Here is a 15223-nt window from a genome sequence, read left to right as displayed (position 1 = left end):
TAATTGTATTTTCTTTAAGAAAATGCATAAAAACGTTTAGAAATTTAACATAAGTAAATATCTTACAAAAACATCGGTTTTTCCTTCAAAATGCAAAAATTTTACTATTATACTGTTAAAATTTAAACAAAAACGCACTGATTCAACGTGTTGATTTTCAATCGCTATAAAATTTTTCTATTTTTGCCCTACCCAAATTTTATTTTTAACCTAAAGAAATTCAATGATTTACAAAACTTTTCCCCTGCTGGTGTTTTTTTTATTATCTTTTGGTAAAGATTCAAAAAACACTCCCGAAACTAAAATTACTGCAACTAAAAAAATTGCGGCTGTTGAAAAACTTACAGTTGATGCAAAGATTGAAAGCGTTTACAGCTCTCTAAATTCGAATCATTTTCAGTTGCCAGAACTTAAAACTTTTACTGAGGCTTTAAAGGGTTTTTATATCCTTAAAGAAAAAGGAGTTGTTCAAAAAGACATTTTAACACTTATAGATTTTAGTTTGTCTTCAAACAGCAAACGTCTGTGGGTAATTGATTTAGCAAGTAATACTATTTTGTATCAGTCATTAGTGGCGCATGGTCGTAATACAGGTGAAGAATTTGCTTCATCATTTTCAAATAATAATTCATCTTATAAAAGCAGTCTTGGTTTTTATGCTACAGGCGAAATTTATCAAGGAAAACACGGAGCATCATTACGTTTAGATGGATTGGAGAGAGGATTTAACAGCAATGCTCGTGAAAGAGGTGTGGTAATGCATGGCGCTGATTATGTGTCAGAATCTTTTATAAGAGATCACAAAAGATTAGGTAGAAGCCAAGGTTGTCCAGCAATTCCTTTTGAATTAAGAGACAAGATAATTGAAGCAATAAAAGGCAAATCGTGTTTGTATATTTATCATCCATCAAGAAGTTTCTCTATGGAAGAAAAGCTAATTTCTTAATTTAGCATACAAATCCGAATCTAGATTATAAATATCAGCTCTAAAAATGAGCTGATTTTTTTTGCTCCAAGCCGTCCAATACCATTGATACAAAGCGTATTTTTTTGTGATTTTGAAACTCATTGTCTTTTTAGAAGCAATTATAGTATCAATTTTTACTTTTGAAAATCGTACGGTATCGTTTAAAATATGTTCAGCAAGTTCCAACGGATTTTCTATACGAACACAACCGGAACTCAAAGAGCGGTTGCTTCGGCCAAAATAGTTACGATGATTGGTGTCATGCAAATAAACGCTATGATGGTTTGGAAATAAAATTTTCATAACTCCCAACGAATTCGTGTAACCTGGACTTTGAACGTATCTATAATTGTTAGGTTTGTTCTCGTTCCATGCAGTTGGTTCAACAACATGTCCGGCAGTATCATATATGGTTATGTTTTTATTTGCTAAATAATTTCTGTTTCTTTTCATGGCAGGAACAACATCTTCCTTTAAAATAGTAGGAGGAACCGTCCAAGTAGGGTTGAAAACGACCGTTTTTAAAGTTGAGGTTATAATAGGAGTTTTTCTTTTGCTGGTTCCTACTACAATATTTCGAACCAAAGTCGTGTCATGTTCTTCAACAACATTTAAGCTATAATCCGGGATATTAATTATGAAATAATTTTCGGCAAAATCGGCTGTAAACCATCTCCAGCGTTCTAAGTTGGCGATAATTTGCTGTTTTCTTTTCTCTTTAGAATAATTGAGCTCTCTTATTGTTCCTTGCCCGACAACACCGTCAGCAGCTAAGCCGTGTCGTTCTTGAAATCTTTTGATTGACTCAAATGTTTTTGCGTTATAAAGAGTGGTTAAACTGTCTTTTCCACTCATGTCTCCCCAAAACAGCAGTCTTTTTTTGATGTTGATTAATGCAGCATTGCTTTCGTTTAAACTTATTTTTTTTGTCAAAGAATCAGTAGTTATCTTTTCGATATTGTCATCTGGAAAAGTATCAATGATTTCTAGCGCTTTAAGCAGTTCTTTATAAGTTTCTGATTTTGGCTGAATATTGTCGACAATACTGTCTAATTTGTTTTTATTAAAGGCTTTTATAAGTACATTATTTACGTCTAAAACCTTTTCTTCCAAATCCCAATCGGTATAAATTTTCTTTGGGTCTAATTTTCCTTTGAAGAGATGATTTAAATATTTTTCAAAGTTATACGTCAATAAAATATCATAAGTTGCTAATTCAATATCGGTAAGCGAGCTGACTCTTTTTTCGAATTTTTGCAACTGCGTAGATTTGTAATCTTCTGGTTCTAAGCCTAATTTGTCAGAATTTTGCAGTTGAGATAAAACGTAAGTTCTTTTTTTTAGATTTCCCCAAACCGTTTTATTTTCAGATGAATTATAAAATTGTTTAAGTGTTTCACTTTTATAAGAACCAATTATTGCAGTGTCTATTTCGACTGACCTTTCATCTGTAAGAATAATTGCAGGTGCCTTTTTTTTGACAACAGGAATGATTTTCGGTTCGTCTTTTTTACAACCGATAAATATGCATATTGCCAAAAAAAAGTAAAGTTTTTTCATTTTATAATTTTTTATACATCAGGTAATGTTCGCCAACATCTTTTATGTCAAACGCTTCACCTAGAGTCTGATAGTTCATTTTTTTATAAAAACCTACAGCTACGGTTCTGGCATTAAACCAAATCAAATCGACATTGTTTTCATTGCAGTAGGTTTCGCAATGTTTGACTAAAGCTTCACCAAATCCTTTTTTCTGATGTGTTAGCAAAACCGCCATTCCGCGAATCTGCGCTTGATTTTTTTCGGCAAATATAGGATTGATTTGAGAAAATAATGAAATAATTCCTGTTAAATTATTGTTTTCAAATAAACCAAAATGATGTGTTGTCTCTAAATCATCTCCTTCAAAGATACAGCTTTCTATAGGTTTTCCCTCTCTTAAGACAGGTTGACGAACGATATAAGTTTCTTTTGACGGGATTTCTTTGATAATATTCATAATTTTTGAAAAATAATTGATTTTATAACTTTTTAATTTTAAATGGGTTATAATTTTTTGTTGATTTTTATTGATTTTTTTTGCCCAAAAGCTTGTTTTGAACTTAACTTTCTTTTTATATTTGCACCACCAATGCGAAAGTAGCTCAGTTGGTAGAGCTCCAGCCTTCCAAGCTGGTTGTCGCGAGTTCGAGCCTCGTCTTTCGCTCTAAAAATAAATAATTTTTAGATTTTTATTTTTTTAGAAATTAAAATTATTTATATTTGCACCCTATTAATGCGAAAGTAGCTCAGTTGGTAGAGCTCCAGCCTTCCAAGCTGGTTGTCGCGAGTTCGAGCCTCGTCTTTCGCTCTTCAAAAGCCTCAAACAATGTTTGAGGCTTTTTTGTTTTTATTTCTTTTTAAAATCATATAAGTTATATAAGTAAAATACGTTTTTTGCTGAAGCTTTAATTAAATGGGCTTATACAACTTATATGGTTTCGAAATTATTTCAGATTGCTCAAATCGCTTTCTGTTTCTAATTCTGTTGGAGTCTCATTTTGTTTGAATAAACGAGCTTTCAAATTTCCTTTCAAAGTGATTTTTTCTCCTTTTACTTCGAGCCAGCTTCCTTCTCTTAAACCTAAAACCGGAATCGAATTAAAAGCATGAAATTCCTTAATTCTAGTTTCGCGAGTTTCTCCCATGTGTTTCGACTGCAAATCTGGATCTAAATAATGCGGATTTAAGTTAAACGGAATTAATCCTAAAGTCTGAAAACTAGGAGGGTAAATTATAGGCATGTCGTTTGTGGTTTGCATTGATAATCCACAAATGTTGCTTCCGGCACTAGTTCCTAAATACGGAGTTCCGTTTTTTACAGTTTCAGCAAGAAGTTGCATGATGTTATGTCTGTATAATTGTGTAACCAATAAAAAAGTATTGCCTCCGCCGGTAAAAATTCCTTCAGCATTTTTGATGGCTTCTTGAGCATCTTCAAATTCGTGAATTCCTTTTACGGAAATATTAATTCCTGCAAAAGCCTGAGAAACTTTTTGAGTGTAATCGTCATGCGAGATACCGCTTGGTCTTGCGTAAGGAATAAATAAAATAGTTTTGCAATTTTTGAAATGAGATTGTAAAGTAGGTAATAAATACTCTAAATAACTGCCTTCATGAAGAGTAGAAGTGCTGGCAATGATAACGCTTTTCATAATTTTTAAAATCTGATTCTGTAGGCTAAAGATATTAAAAACTCACAGTTTGGTAATAATTGTCGAGGTTTAATTAACATATTTTTACCAAGTCCTTAATATTAAATTTGGAACACATTAAGATATTTTTACGGCTTTAAGAATAATTTTAAATTTTTATCATTTTGATTAATAAAATTGCTTGTTTTTTTCTAGTGATTTGGGGACAAAATGTTTGTTCGCAGGTTCAAGAACGTACTGTAATCAACGGGAAAATAGCATCTAGCAGTTCTGATTTAGAAGGTGTTTATGTAGTTAATGCTCAGACTGAAGAGATGACAGTGACAAATGCTTCTGGAGCCTTTTCAATTTTGGCAAATGTTGGCGATACGCTTGTTTTTTCATCAATACAATTCAAAGAAAACAGAGTTTTATTAACGGCTGATAATTTTTCAGATATCAATTTTACTGTGAGATTAAGTATGGTTATGCATCAATTGCAGGAAGTGGTAGTTCGAAATTACAACGGAATAAATGCCGTGTCTTTAGGGATTGTTCCTGGTGGGCAAAAATCATATACTCAGGCGGAAAGAAGATTGCATACAGCGACAGCTTTAAATCCTGAAGCGAACAGCAGTAATGCTATGGCGGGCGGTTCAATTTCTGCAGACCCATTGCTGAATTTTTTCTCAGGAAGAACAGCAATGCTTAAAAAAGAAGCCGAAGTAGAGAAGAAAGAAGCTTTTATGAAGCTTTTGGAACGTATGTTTACTTTGGAGCATTTTGTTGACCGACTCAAAATTCCTTTAGAATATGTAAAAGGCTTTGAATATTATGCAGTCGAAAATGATAAGTTTACTGTAATTTTGAACTCAAAAAATAAAACTTCAACGGAGTTTTTGCTGGCGGAATTGGCAACCAAATACAAAGAAATAATTGCAAGTGAAATCAAATAATACTATAAATATAATCCTCTTTTTGTTGCTTGCGCAATTTGGTTTTGGGCAAAATTTGGTCCGAAAAGAAATTCTTGGACAAATTTTGGAACAGTCAACTTCTGTGGATGGCGTAAATATTATCAATAATACGACTCAGGTTTCGACAATTTCAGATGTGAACGGAATGTTTTCGATTGCGGTTAAAGAAGGTGATGTCCTTGTTTTTTCATCTGTAAACCTTGATCCGCTTAAACATAGAATTACTCCAGAAGATTTGAATTTGGATAAGCTTCAGATCAAAATGACAGCCAAGGAAATTGAATTGAAGGAAGTTGTTGTGAATGAAAATTCCCAAATCACGACTCAAAATCTTGGCATTGTGCCATATGGGCAAAAAACATATACGCCGGCCGAAAGGAAAGTTTACACAGCGACTTCGACCTCTATTGATAAAATATTAAATAAAATTTCTGGACGTACAGCAATGCTGAAAAAGGAAGTAGTTGTCGAGAAAAAGGAGATGCTTTTTAGGAAAATGGAATATCTTTTTGAAGAGAATTATTATACGGATCGGTTAAAAATTCCTGTCGATGATATCAAAGGATTTCAATTATTTTGTGTGGATGATGCTCAATTTGCCGTATCTTTGAATACAAAGAACAAAACAATGAGTATGTTTTTAATCACAGATTTAGCCAGAAAATATTTAATTATCCTCGAAAATGAAAAATAGTTTATCAGTATTCGTTGTTTGCTTGTTTTGTCAAATTGCATTAGGGCAAAATACAACCAGAATACCACTTCACGGACAAGTGGTAAATACATCATTGTCAATAGAAAGTGGTCATGTAATGAATATTAATGCAAACACCAGAACTTTTATAGGTGCTGGGGGATTGTTTGATATTTTGGCAAGACCAAAAGACACTTTAGTGTTTACAGGAATGGCATTTCAGTCAAAAAAAATTGTGTTGACTGAAAAAGATTGTGCACAAATTCTTTTTACAGTACCATTAGAATTGGTAAACAATCAATTAAAAGAAGTTGTTGTTCGTAAAGATTTAAAAGTAAAAACGCTGGGAGTAGGTTCTCAGGCTATTGTAGATATGCAATTTGAAGATGATCAACAGTCAACTGCAAAAAATACTGCAATGTACTCTGATCAGACGATTAAATATGGAACTGATTTTGTTAGAATATTTAAAGATGTCAAAAAACTTTTGAGGAAAAAAGATGATGTAAAAGAAGAAGAAATATCAGATATTGCTTTTGTTGCTTATACAAAGGATAATTTCAAACCTGACTTTTTTACTAAAACTTTAGGATTGAAAGAGGATGAAATAGATTTGTTTTTAATGTATTGTTCTAATGACCCAGAATCTAAAAGACACGTTAATCCAGATCAAAAATTTGAATTGATTGATTTTTTAATCAATAAGAATAAAGAATTTAAAAAATCGAACGTTGTTCAAAAATGAAAAATAGATTAATTTATCCTTTAATCGGGATATTGTTTTTATCGCTTTCCGCATTTGCATTTCATAAGTTTTACATGGGTGTTTTTCAGGTGAATTATGCTTCTGAAAAAAAAATGATTCAAATTACTTCCCGTATATTTGTAGACGATTTGAATAAAGGATTGGAGAAAAAATATCATAAAAAAACATTTGTTGGAACTGATAAGGAAACTCCAGAAGATATAGAATTATTAAAAAAATATTTGGCTGAAAATTTCGCCATCAAAGTAAATGGCCAGTCAAAAGCAATAACTTTTTTGTCTAAAGAAGTGGAGTCTGATGATGTTTTGGTTTGTTATTCCCGAATAAAAGATATTGAGAAATTTAAAACACTCGAAATTTCAAACTCAATTTTAGTTGATTGGAATGCTGAGCAGCAAAACATTACACATATTTCAGCGTTTGGTACAAAAAAGAGTGTGCTTTTTACAGAATCTTCAAGGAAAGAAGTGTTAAAGTATTAATGGAGGTGTGAAATTATCATTTTAATTGTTATTTTCACACCCTGATAAAATTACCATTAAGCTTTTATGAAAAAACTTTCATTATTATTACTTTTTCCAGCAATGCTAGTTGCTCAAGAAAAAGCAAATACTCCAGCGGTTCCAAGGCAACAAGGAAAGTACGACACAAACAAATTTAGCCAAATGTATGATTTGCTGGCAACTCCAAATATGTTCCGTACGGCATCTGGAGCTCCTGGACCAGCTTATTACCAGCAGCAGGCAGATTATAAAATTGATATCGAATTAGATGATAAAAACTCAAAACTTACAGGTTCTGAGGTTATTACTTATTCTAATAATTCACCAGACAGTTTAGAATATTTATGGATTCAGCTGGATCAAAATCAAGCTAAAGCCAATACACAATCTTCTTTAGCTGAAAGTGAAAAAATCAATCAGGTTTTGCCGTTAGATGGTTTTTCAAGTAAATATTTGAAAAAAGATCTAGAACGCGGTTTTAATATTGAGCAGGTAAAAGATGCTAAGGGAAGTCCGATGTCATATACAATCAATGAAACAATGATGCGTATTAACTTGGCAACTCCTTTAAAACCAGGTGAAAAAATCTCTTTAGCTATAAAATGGTGGTACAATATCAACAACTATAGAAAAGAAGGTGGACGTTCTGGATATGAATTGTTCGAAAAAGACGGAAATAAATTATATGTAATTGCTCAATTCTACCCAAGAATGGCAGTTTATAATGATGTTGAAGGATGGCAGAACATGCAGTTCTGGGGAAGCGGAGAGTTTGCTCTTCCTTTCGGAAACTTCGATGTAAACATTACAGTTCCTGCTGATCACGTGATTGATGCTACAGGAGAATTGACAAATAGAAGCGAAGTTTTCACGGCTGAACAAGTAAAACGTTACGAGCAGGCTCAAAAATCGTTTGATAAACCTGTTGTAATTGTAACACAGGCTGAAGCTGAAGCTGCTGAAAAAGGTTTTTCTGAAAAGAAAAAAACATGGAGATTCAGTGCTAAAAATGTACGTGATTTCGGAATTGCTTCGTCAAGAAAATTCATCTACGATGCAATGGCTGTAAAATTAGGAGGCAAAATTGTTATGGCAGAATCTGTCTATCCAAAAGAAGCAAATCCGCTTTGGGGAGAAACTTCAACTATGACAGTTGCACATACTTTAAAAAGTTATTCATCTCATACTTTTGATTATCCTTATCCAAAAGCAGTTTCTGTTTCGGCAGAAGATCAAGGTATGGAATATCCAATGATTTGCTGGAACTTTGGTCGTCCTGACGAAAATGGAGTAACTAGCAAAGAAGTTAAAAATGGAATGATTGGTGTTGTTATTCATGAAGTAGGACACACTTTCTTCCCAATGATTGTAAATTCAGACGAGCGTCAATGGACTTGGATGGATGAAGGTTTAAACTCGTTCTTAGAATATCTAGCAGAACAAGAATTAGATCCAACTTTCCCTTCAAGACGTGGACCAGCTAAAAATATCGTTCCTTATATGAGCGGTGACCAAAAGTTTTTAGAGCCAATTATGTCAAACTCTGAAACAATTGCTCAATTTGGAAATAACGCTTACGGAAAACCAGCTACGGGTCTTAATATTTTAAGAGAAGTAGTTATGGGAAGAGAATTGTTTGATTATGCTTTCAGAACATACGCAAACAGATGGAAATTCAAACACCCAACTCCAGAAGATTTCTTTAGAACAATGGAAGATGCATCTGCGGTTGATTTGGATTGGTTTTTCAGAGGATGGTTTTACTCAACTGATTTTGTAGATATCGGAATTAAAGAGGTAAAACAATATTACGTTTCTGAAACTCCAACAGCTGATTTAAAAGATGTAAAAGTTAGAAAAGGACGTTTTGGAACAGATAAAGGACCTTTCGTTTACTTGGTTTCTGGAGATAATGCAGAAGTTAATGCTTCTAGCAAAAAAGCATTAAAAGTTGAAGATGTTAAGTTATTGTCAGATTACGTAAGCAAGACTTTTACAGCAGAAGAAAAAGCAAGTTTAAAATCTCCGAAATATTTCTACGAAGTAGAGTTCAATAAACCAGGAGGTATGATTATGCCAATCTTAGTAGAGATCACTTATGAAGATGGTACAAAAGATAATTACCAATATCCAGCGCAAATTTGGAGAAAGAATAATGATACAGCTAAAAAAGTTTATGCAACTTCAAAAGCGATCAAAAGCATTCAAATTGACCCAAAATTAATGACTGCTGATATTGATGTAACCAACAACGCTTGGCCAAAAGCTGAAGAAAAATCAAAATTTGATTAAGAATAAAACTAAAAAGACTCTCGAAAGAGTCTTTTTTTATGCCTATCTGTTACCCGCGCTGATTTTGAAAATGGCAAGTGGATCACACGGATTTAACTGATTTTTATATTTAATCGTTGAGGATCCGTTTCATCCGCGTTATCTGTGTGCTTTATTGAGTTATTACTTCACCAAGCTATCTTGTTTTTTTAAGTAAATTTTAAAACTCTACGCAGCAAAATTTAATATCTTTGTGACCACACAAAAATTAAAGATATGTTCGGTATAGGAGGAGGAGAATTAGTTTTCATACTGTTTATAGTATTAATGCTTTTTGGTTCAGACAAAGTGCCAGAAATTGCCCGTACAATGGGAAAAGCTATGGCGCAGTTAAAAAACGCTACCAATGATATTAAAAGCGAGATTCAAAAAGGAGCTGAGGCAAACGGTCTTGATACCAAATCGCTTAATAGTATAACAGGCAATATCAATGCTCAAATAAATGAAGCAAAATCTAATATTATAGGAGATTCAGGAAATCTTTTAGGAGATACTGCAACAGAAATTGATAAAGTAAAAGAAGATATTGATTCACTTTCAGGACCTATAAAACGTCAAATGTAATATGCTTGAAAAAATACAAGAATTAGATACAAATCTCTTTGTGTATCTGAATGGTTTAGGTTCTGAAACATACGATAAACTTTGGCTGATTATTACAAATCAGTTGTATTGGACACCTCTTTTTCTGTTGATGTTCTATTTTATTTATAAAAAAATAGGAGGAAAACAAACCTTGTATTTATTACTTTTCATAGCAGTTTTAATCGCTTTTACAGATCAGACATGTAATTTGTTCAAACATACTTTTGAACGCCTACGTCCGTGTAATAATCCAGAATTAAATACATTTATTCGCGTTGTTCAAGTTAGGAAATCATACAGTTTCTTCTCTGGACATGCTGCAAATACTATGGCTGTTGCAACCTTTTTATTTTTGGTTTTAAAAAGCCGTTTCAAGTATTTAGGATTTATATTTTTATGGCCTTTAGTTTTTGCTTACAGCCGTATTTATTTAGGGTTGCATTTTCCAGGTGATATTTTGGCTGGGTATTTCTTCGGAGCACTTTTTGGGTCTTTGATTTATTTAGTTTACCGAAAATTAAAACCTCAATATTTTCCGGGATAGTTTTTTTAAAGATTCTGAGTTTCTAAGATCCTGAGATTCTAAGTTTTTTAATATCGTAATATCAAATTATATGAATAGCCTCCAGCTTTAGTTTGTGGTATTTCATTTAAAAAGAAAGGCTTTAGCCAAAATACACACAGAGTATTTGGCTAAAGCCTTTTTCTTATGAGCTCCATTATCTCCAGCTAAAGCTGGAGGCTATTGAATTTTTAATTTTACAATACTCTTGAAACCGTCAATCCATCACGAATGGGCAATAAAACTGTTTCCACTCTCGGGTCATCTTTTAAAAGCTGATTGTATTCTAAAAGTACTTTTGTACTCACATCATTTGGATGAACTGGTTCCAGAATTTTACCGCTCCACAAAACATTATCCGATAAAATAATGCCGCCTTTGTTCATTTTTGGAACAATCATTTCCCAATAATTCAGGTAGTTTTCTTTATCAGCATCAATAAAAACCAAATCAAATTTCACATCGATTGTCGGAATAATATCTATTGCTTCTCCTAAATGCTGAAAAATTTGGTTCCCCCAAGGCGAGGCATCAAAATATTTTCTTTGAAAATCAACCAATTCTTCTTTAATATCAATCGTATGCAATTGACCACTGTCTTGCATTCCTTCGCATAAACACAAAGTAGCATAACCTGTGTAAGTTCCTATTTCAAGAATATTTACTGGACGAATCAATTTAGAAAGCATACTCAAAACACGTCCTTGAAAATGACCGCTCAACATTCTTGGCAAAAGAATTTTTTGATAGGTTTCTTTGTTCAGTTTTGCCAATAAAGCTGGTTCGTTTTCAGAATGCTGTTCGATGTAATCTTCAAGTTCTTGTGAAATAAAATGCATTTGTAGAGTCTTATAAATTTGATGCAAAAATACAAAATATAAACTCAATTTTTGGTGCATAAAAAAACCATTCGGGTAGGCGAATGGTTTTCTGATTCAATTTTAAATAAAACTATTTTTTCAAAGCTTCATTTACTTCTTTTGCTGTTTTTACAGTTCCGTCTTTTGCTGCTTTCGCTGCATTTTCTACTTTTTGAGCTCCTTTTTTAGTAGCATCTTTTACGTCTTCAGCTGCTTTTTTTGTTGCAGTTTCAACATCATCAGCTGCTTTTTTAGTTGCATCTTTCACGTCTTGAGCCGCTTTTTCTGTTTTGCTTACTGCGGTATCTTTAACTTCTTCAATATCTGTTGTTAATGAGTCAACTTTGTTTCCAAGAGTTAATTCTTCATCTGCAGGTTTTGGTTCTTTTTTCTCGCATGATTGTACAGCGAATGCTAATAAAGCAACAACAGCTAAGCTTAAAATTTGTTTTTTCATAATGAATTTTCTTTTTAGGTTTATTAAAAAATAAAAGGTTATATCGTTGAAGAATAAAAATACAAATTTTAAAATTATTGCGCGCTTTGTAAGATTATTATTCTTTTAAGTGCTAGACAATTCTTGTGCCAAATTTTTTACTTTTAGAATAGAAACTTCTTTTTTTTGATAAATTTATTTTAAGATAATTTATAAGCTGCTATTGTTCAATTCAACGCGTTGCCAAGAGTTTATTTAATAACTAAAACATTTTCACTTTTTGCAAAATCAGTTAAAGTGATATTGAAAAATATTGTCAATTCTTTGCCTGCTTTAACCACGCCAAGTGCTGCTGATGGAGGTGTCATTTCAAAATCAGTAAAAGACATTCGGTTAGAACCTTGAAATACAAAAGTGCCATTGTCATAAGTTGTTACTTTTACTTGTGTTCTATAATCTTTACTAACGCCTGCAATGGTAAAGGTTCCAGTTAGAATCCACATTGTTTCGTTTACTTTCTCAGCAGATTTTAAAACGTATTTGATGTTTTTATACATTTTAGTGTCTAAAGTTTCATACGCAACATCGTCCATGCTGGTTTTGCTACTTTTTATGCTTTCTGCAGGCAATGTAATGGTTAAGTTTTTAATGTCTGTAAGTTTTGAATCTGTAATGGTTAGAAAAGCGCTTCCGACACCTTCTGAAGATTTCATAACCCAATCGTGTATGTTTGATGTTCCTGCTACTTCAAAAGTTGATTTTGCTAAACTGAATCTCTTTTGTGCAGTTGCTTGAATTGAGAATGTAATTACTACGGCTAATAAAATTGATTTGATTGGTCTCATTTGTATGTGGTATTTAGTTAAAACTAGATGGCTTATAATTTGAAATTGATTATAAATGCTATCTTTTTCCTGAGTCAAATGTATTGTGAAGGAATAGTAAAAGAGCTGATAAAAATCATGGTTAAGGTTTTATTAAAGACTTATAATAAAATGGTAAAAAAATGTTTTTGAAGAAGAGAGATTCTAAAAAATCAAAAAAAATGACAAAAGTGATTAACTTTGCAGCATGCAAATGGAGAAAAAAGATATAAGAGCCTTATCAAAAGAGCAGTTACGAGATTTTTTTGTCGCAAATAATGACAAAGCTTTTCGTGGAAATCAAGTTTATGAATGGCTGTGGAGTAAAGGAGCGCATAGTTTTGAAGACATGACTAATGTTGCCAAAACAACACGTTCAATGCTTGAGGATAATTTTGTAATCAATCATATTAAGGTTGATACCATGCAGCGCAGCAGTGACGGAACGGTGAAAAATGCTGTACGCTTGCACGATGGTTTAGTGGTAGAATCTGTTTTGATTCCGACGGAAACTAGAACAACTGCTTGTGTTTCGAGCCAAGTGGGTTGTAGCTTAGATTGTAATTTTTGCGCTACTGCAAGATTAAAGCGTATGCGAAATCTAGAACCAGGCGAAATTTACGATCAGATTTTGACAATTGACAAAGAAAGCCGTTTGTATTACAATCACCCGCTTTCTAATATTGTTTTTATGGGAATGGGAGAGCCTTTAATGAATTACAACAATGTCATTAAAGCAATCGATATGGTTACGTCGCCAGAAGGTTTAGGAATGTCGCCAAAACGTATTATGGTTTCGACTTCGGGAATTCCGAAAATGATCAAAAAAATGGCCGATGACGATGTGAAATTCAAATTGGCAGTTTCGCTGCATTCAGCTATTGATGAAACGCGTGCGAAGATTATGCCTTTCAGTAAAAATTTCCCTTTGAAAGATTTACGCGAAGCATTAGAATATTGGTACAGAAAGACAAAAAGTAAAATCTCTTACGAATATGTAGTCTGGAAAGGAATCAACGATGATAAAGCTTCTGTTGATGCCTTGGTTAAATTCTGTAAATATGTTCCTTGTAAAGTCAATTTAATTGAATATAATCCAATTGATGACGGGGAATTTCAACAAGCTTCAGAGGAATCGATTTTAGCTTACATAAAAGCTTTAGAGAATATTGGCATTGTTGTCAAAGTAAGACGCAGCCGTGGAAAAGATATTGATGCCGCTTGTGGACAATTAGCAAATAAAGAAGCTGAAGTATAATTCGTAAAAGAAGAAAGAAGAAAGAGCAAAGAAGAAAGAGAATTTCTTGAATTTTTTTTTTCTAAAGTAACACGATATACTCCGTTAGAATTAAAATGTTGGTAGTGAAATATTGGTAGCTAGATATTCGAAAATCATAACAATAATGTCCCGTAGGGACTAAATTAAATAAACAAAAAAAGCATTAAAAACGAGACATAATCTTGTTATTAATGCTTTTTTTTAGGCAAAAAGGATTTATTTTTTCAAATCAACTTCTTCTGTCACTCCGTCTTTTGTAATTGTTGCAAGGCTATCGCAGTCTCCATTGCCATAATCAATAACTGCTGTAGCGCCATTTTTAGTTACAGATACAACTCCTTTTACAGGATATGATTTTTTACATGATGCTTTAAATTGTAATGGGGTAGTAATTTCAGCAGAAAAAGTATCTCCGTTAGGGAAAGTCGTTGTACCGCTTCCAGTTACTAGGTAAGCATTGTCATCCCAGTTGAACCAAGTGTCAAAACCTTCAACTTGTTCTTTAACCAGCGTGCCTTTTCGAGTATAAACACCTCCATCATCAAAAGTAATAGTCAAGTCGATTGCAGCGGTAAAAACAGGGTGTGCTGTTGCAAGCAAATCGGTTGTTTTTACAGTTCGAACTATGCTTTTGCTTCCTTGAAGTTTTTTGCCATTGTGATAAAATCCATCAAAAGTATAACTAATGGTTTGTGTAGAAGATGCAAAATCATTAGAAAAAGAAACAATCATTTTTCCTTTTACAGTGTTTCCGTTTCCAAGTGTACAGCCTTCAGCACCAAAATCTACAGTTCTAGTCCAGGTGTTATTAGTTAATACTGTTGTAATAGTAGCACAACTCGGAAGGAAATTTTTTACCACACCGCTTGGTTTTGCGGTTACGTTTTGTTGTGCGCTAAATTGGTCTTCAGCAATATTCGTTACATCATCAATTGAGGCATCAATTTTAGAATTTGTAATGATTTCATCTTTCGTAATTGCTGCAGATGATCCGTCATTTGTTTTTTCGTCAGAGTTACAGCTGACAAAAAAAGATAAAGCTGCTAATGTTCCAATAAAGAAAATTTTTGTTTTCATAATAAATTAGTTTTGCATGATTTTAATTAATGAACTCAAATTAGGCTTTAACTAGAATGTGTTTTGGTGGTGAATTTATATTAGTATGCAAATTATTGATATACTAACATAAAATAGACAACGTTTTTTTATTAAAAATAGTATATTTGA

Annotated in this window: 16 protein-coding genes and 2 tRNA genes; 11 read left to right on the top strand and 7 right to left on the bottom strand. The window is 32.8% G+C overall.

Features of this window, described 5'->3' with window-relative positions:
- The first annotated feature begins 223 nt into the window (after positions 1–223).
- Positions 224–946 carry a murein L,D-transpeptidase catalytic domain family protein gene (locus tag RB619_RS18235; RefSeq protein WP_308100144.1) on the top strand — a complete coding sequence of 241 codons (723 nt, stop codon included), beginning with the start codon at positions 224–226 and terminating at the stop codon, positions 944–946.
- Here RB619_RS18235 and RB619_RS18230 read toward each other — a convergent pair.
- A complete protein-coding gene (locus RB619_RS18230) occupies positions 935–2527 on the bottom strand; it encodes a L,D-transpeptidase family protein (RefSeq protein ID WP_308100142.1) in 1593 nt (530 codons plus the stop codon). The genes RB619_RS18235 and RB619_RS18230 overlap by 12 nt on opposite strands.
- A gap of 1 nt (position 2528) precedes the next feature.
- A complete protein-coding gene (locus tag RB619_RS18225) occupies positions 2529–2966 on the bottom strand; it encodes a GNAT family N-acetyltransferase (RefSeq protein WP_308100140.1) in 438 nt (145 codons plus the stop codon).
- A 134-nt stretch (positions 2967–3100) separates the two neighbouring features.
- Between RB619_RS18225 and RB619_RS18220 the strand changes: the two genes are divergently transcribed.
- Positions 3101–3173 (top strand) — tRNA-Gly (locus RB619_RS18220).
- A gap of 71 nt (positions 3174–3244) precedes the next feature.
- A tRNA-Gly gene (locus RB619_RS18215) sits at positions 3245–3317 on the top strand.
- Between the two features lie 136 nt (positions 3318–3453).
- Here RB619_RS18215 and pepE read toward each other — a convergent pair.
- Positions 3454–4161 (bottom strand): dipeptidase PepE, encoded by a 708-nt coding sequence (gene pepE / locus RB619_RS18210; RefSeq protein ID WP_308100138.1) that lies wholly within the window; start codon positions 4159–4161, stop codon positions 3454–3456.
- A 164-nt stretch (positions 4162–4325) separates the two neighbouring features.
- On the opposite strand from pepE, the gene RB619_RS18205 reads away from it, so the two are divergent.
- From RB619_RS18205 to RB619_RS18175, 7 genes are all read left to right on the top strand, one after another.
- A complete protein-coding gene (locus RB619_RS18205; RefSeq protein WP_308100136.1) occupies positions 4326–5096 on the top strand; it encodes a carboxypeptidase-like regulatory domain-containing protein in 771 nt (256 codons plus the stop codon).
- The gene (locus RB619_RS18200; protein WP_308100134.1) at positions 5083–5811 is read left to right on the top strand and encodes a carboxypeptidase-like regulatory domain-containing protein; all 729 of its coding nucleotides are present in this window, start codon (positions 5083–5085) and stop codon (positions 5809–5811) included. Before RB619_RS18205 ends, RB619_RS18200 begins: the two co-directional genes overlap by 14 nt.
- Positions 5801–6556, top strand: a complete 756-nt coding sequence (locus RB619_RS18195; protein ID WP_308100133.1) for a hypothetical protein — start codon at positions 5801–5803, stop codon at positions 6554–6556. The genes RB619_RS18200 and RB619_RS18195 overlap by 11 nt, the downstream gene beginning before the upstream one ends.
- Complete coding sequence (locus RB619_RS18190; RefSeq protein ID WP_308100131.1) at positions 6553–7059, top strand: DUF6702 family protein; 507 nt, start codon at positions 6553–6555, stop codon at positions 7057–7059. The genes RB619_RS18195 and RB619_RS18190 overlap by 4 nt, the downstream gene beginning before the upstream one ends.
- 66 nt (positions 7060–7125) lie before the next feature.
- On the top strand, positions 7126–9372 hold the full coding sequence (locus tag RB619_RS18185) for a M1 family metallopeptidase (protein WP_308100129.1): 2247 nt from the start codon (positions 7126–7128) through the stop codon (positions 9370–9372).
- Between the two features lie 255 nt (positions 9373–9627).
- Positions 9628–9975, top strand: a complete 348-nt coding sequence (locus RB619_RS18180) for a twin-arginine translocase TatA/TatE family subunit (RefSeq protein ID WP_026730602.1) — start codon at positions 9628–9630, stop codon at positions 9973–9975.
- Between the two features lies 1 nt (position 9976).
- The gene (locus RB619_RS18175) at positions 9977–10540 is read left to right on the top strand and encodes a phosphatase PAP2 family protein (protein ID WP_308100126.1); all 564 of its coding nucleotides are present in this window, start codon (positions 9977–9979) and stop codon (positions 10538–10540) included.
- A gap of 215 nt (positions 10541–10755) precedes the next feature.
- Here RB619_RS18175 and RB619_RS18170 read toward each other — a convergent pair whose 3' ends face one another.
- The 3 genes from RB619_RS18170 to RB619_RS18160 all read right to left on the bottom strand — a co-directional run bounded on the left by RB619_RS18170 (position 10756) and on the right by RB619_RS18160 (position 12699).
- On the bottom strand, positions 10756–11397 hold the full coding sequence (locus tag RB619_RS18170; RefSeq protein WP_308100121.1) for an O-methyltransferase: 642 nt from the start codon (positions 11395–11397) through the stop codon (positions 10756–10758).
- 112 nt (positions 11398–11509) lie between these two features.
- Positions 11510–11875, bottom strand: coding sequence for a hypothetical protein (locus RB619_RS18165; protein ID WP_308100119.1), 366 nt, complete (start codon positions 11873–11875; stop codon positions 11510–11512).
- A gap of 230 nt (positions 11876–12105) precedes the next feature.
- On the bottom strand, positions 12106–12699 hold the full coding sequence (locus RB619_RS18160; protein ID WP_308100117.1) for a YceI family protein: 594 nt from the start codon (positions 12697–12699) through the stop codon (positions 12106–12108).
- Positions 12700–12925: 226 nt separating this feature from the next.
- Between RB619_RS18160 and rlmN the strand changes: the two genes are divergently transcribed.
- The gene (gene rlmN, locus RB619_RS18155) at positions 12926–13975 is read left to right on the top strand and encodes a 23S rRNA (adenine(2503)-C(2))-methyltransferase RlmN (protein ID WP_308100115.1); all 1050 of its coding nucleotides are present in this window, start codon (positions 12926–12928) and stop codon (positions 13973–13975) included.
- Positions 13976–14212: 237 nt separating this feature from the next.
- Here the strand turns inward: rlmN and RB619_RS18150 are convergent, their stop codons facing one another.
- Positions 14213–15073 (bottom strand): hypothetical protein, encoded by an 861-nt coding sequence (locus RB619_RS18150; protein WP_308100113.1) that lies wholly within the window; start codon positions 15071–15073, stop codon positions 14213–14215.
- Between the last annotated feature and the right edge of the window lie 150 nt (positions 15074–15223).

Origin of the sequence: Flavobacterium sp. LHD-80 (assembly GCF_030929605.1) — a bacterium.
Lineage (GTDB): Bacteria > Bacteroidota > Bacteroidia > Flavobacteriales > Flavobacteriaceae > Flavobacterium.
Note: the sequence above shows the minus strand (reverse complement) of the source record. Positions and strands in the feature narration are given on the sequence as shown.

Coding starts and splice junctions, on each gene's coding strand:
- pepE (WP_308100138.1), bottom strand. CDS start 4,161: ATGAAAAGCGTTATCATTGCCAGCACTTCTACTCTTCATGAAGGCAGT.
- rlmN (WP_308100115.1), top strand. CDS start 12,926: ATGCAAATGGAGAAAAAAGATATAAGAGCCTTATCAAAAGAGCAGTTA.
- RB619_RS18150 (WP_308100113.1), bottom strand. CDS start 15,073: ATGAAAACAAAAATTTTCTTTATTGGAACATTAGCAGCTTTATCTTTT.
- RB619_RS18185 (WP_308100129.1), top strand. CDS start 7,126: ATGAAAAAACTTTCATTATTATTACTTTTTCCAGCAATGCTAGTTGCT.
- RB619_RS18235 (WP_308100144.1), top strand. CDS start 224: ATGATTTACAAAACTTTTCCCCTGCTGGTGTTTTTTTTATTATCTTTT.
- RB619_RS18175 (WP_308100126.1), top strand. CDS start 9,977: ATGCTTGAAAAAATACAAGAATTAGATACAAATCTCTTTGTGTATCTG.
- RB619_RS18190 (WP_308100131.1), top strand. CDS start 6,553: ATGAAAAATAGATTAATTTATCCTTTAATCGGGATATTGTTTTTATCG.
- RB619_RS18170 (WP_308100121.1), bottom strand. CDS start 11,397: ATGCATTTTATTTCACAAGAACTTGAAGATTACATCGAACAGCATTCT.
- RB619_RS18195 (WP_308100133.1), top strand. CDS start 5,801: ATGAAAAATAGTTTATCAGTATTCGTTGTTTGCTTGTTTTGTCAAATT.
- RB619_RS18160 (WP_308100117.1), bottom strand. CDS start 12,699: ATGAGACCAATCAAATCAATTTTATTAGCCGTAGTAATTACATTCTCA.
- RB619_RS18230 (WP_308100142.1), bottom strand. CDS start 2,527: ATGAAAAAACTTTACTTTTTTTTGGCAATATGCATATTTATCGGTTGT.
- RB619_RS18180 (WP_026730602.1), top strand. CDS start 9,628: ATGTTCGGTATAGGAGGAGGAGAATTAGTTTTCATACTGTTTATAGTA.
- RB619_RS18225 (WP_308100140.1), bottom strand. CDS start 2,966: ATGAATATTATCAAAGAAATCCCGTCAAAAGAAACTTATATCGTTCGT.
- RB619_RS18165 (WP_308100119.1), bottom strand. CDS start 11,875: ATGAAAAAACAAATTTTAAGCTTAGCTGTTGTTGCTTTATTAGCATTC.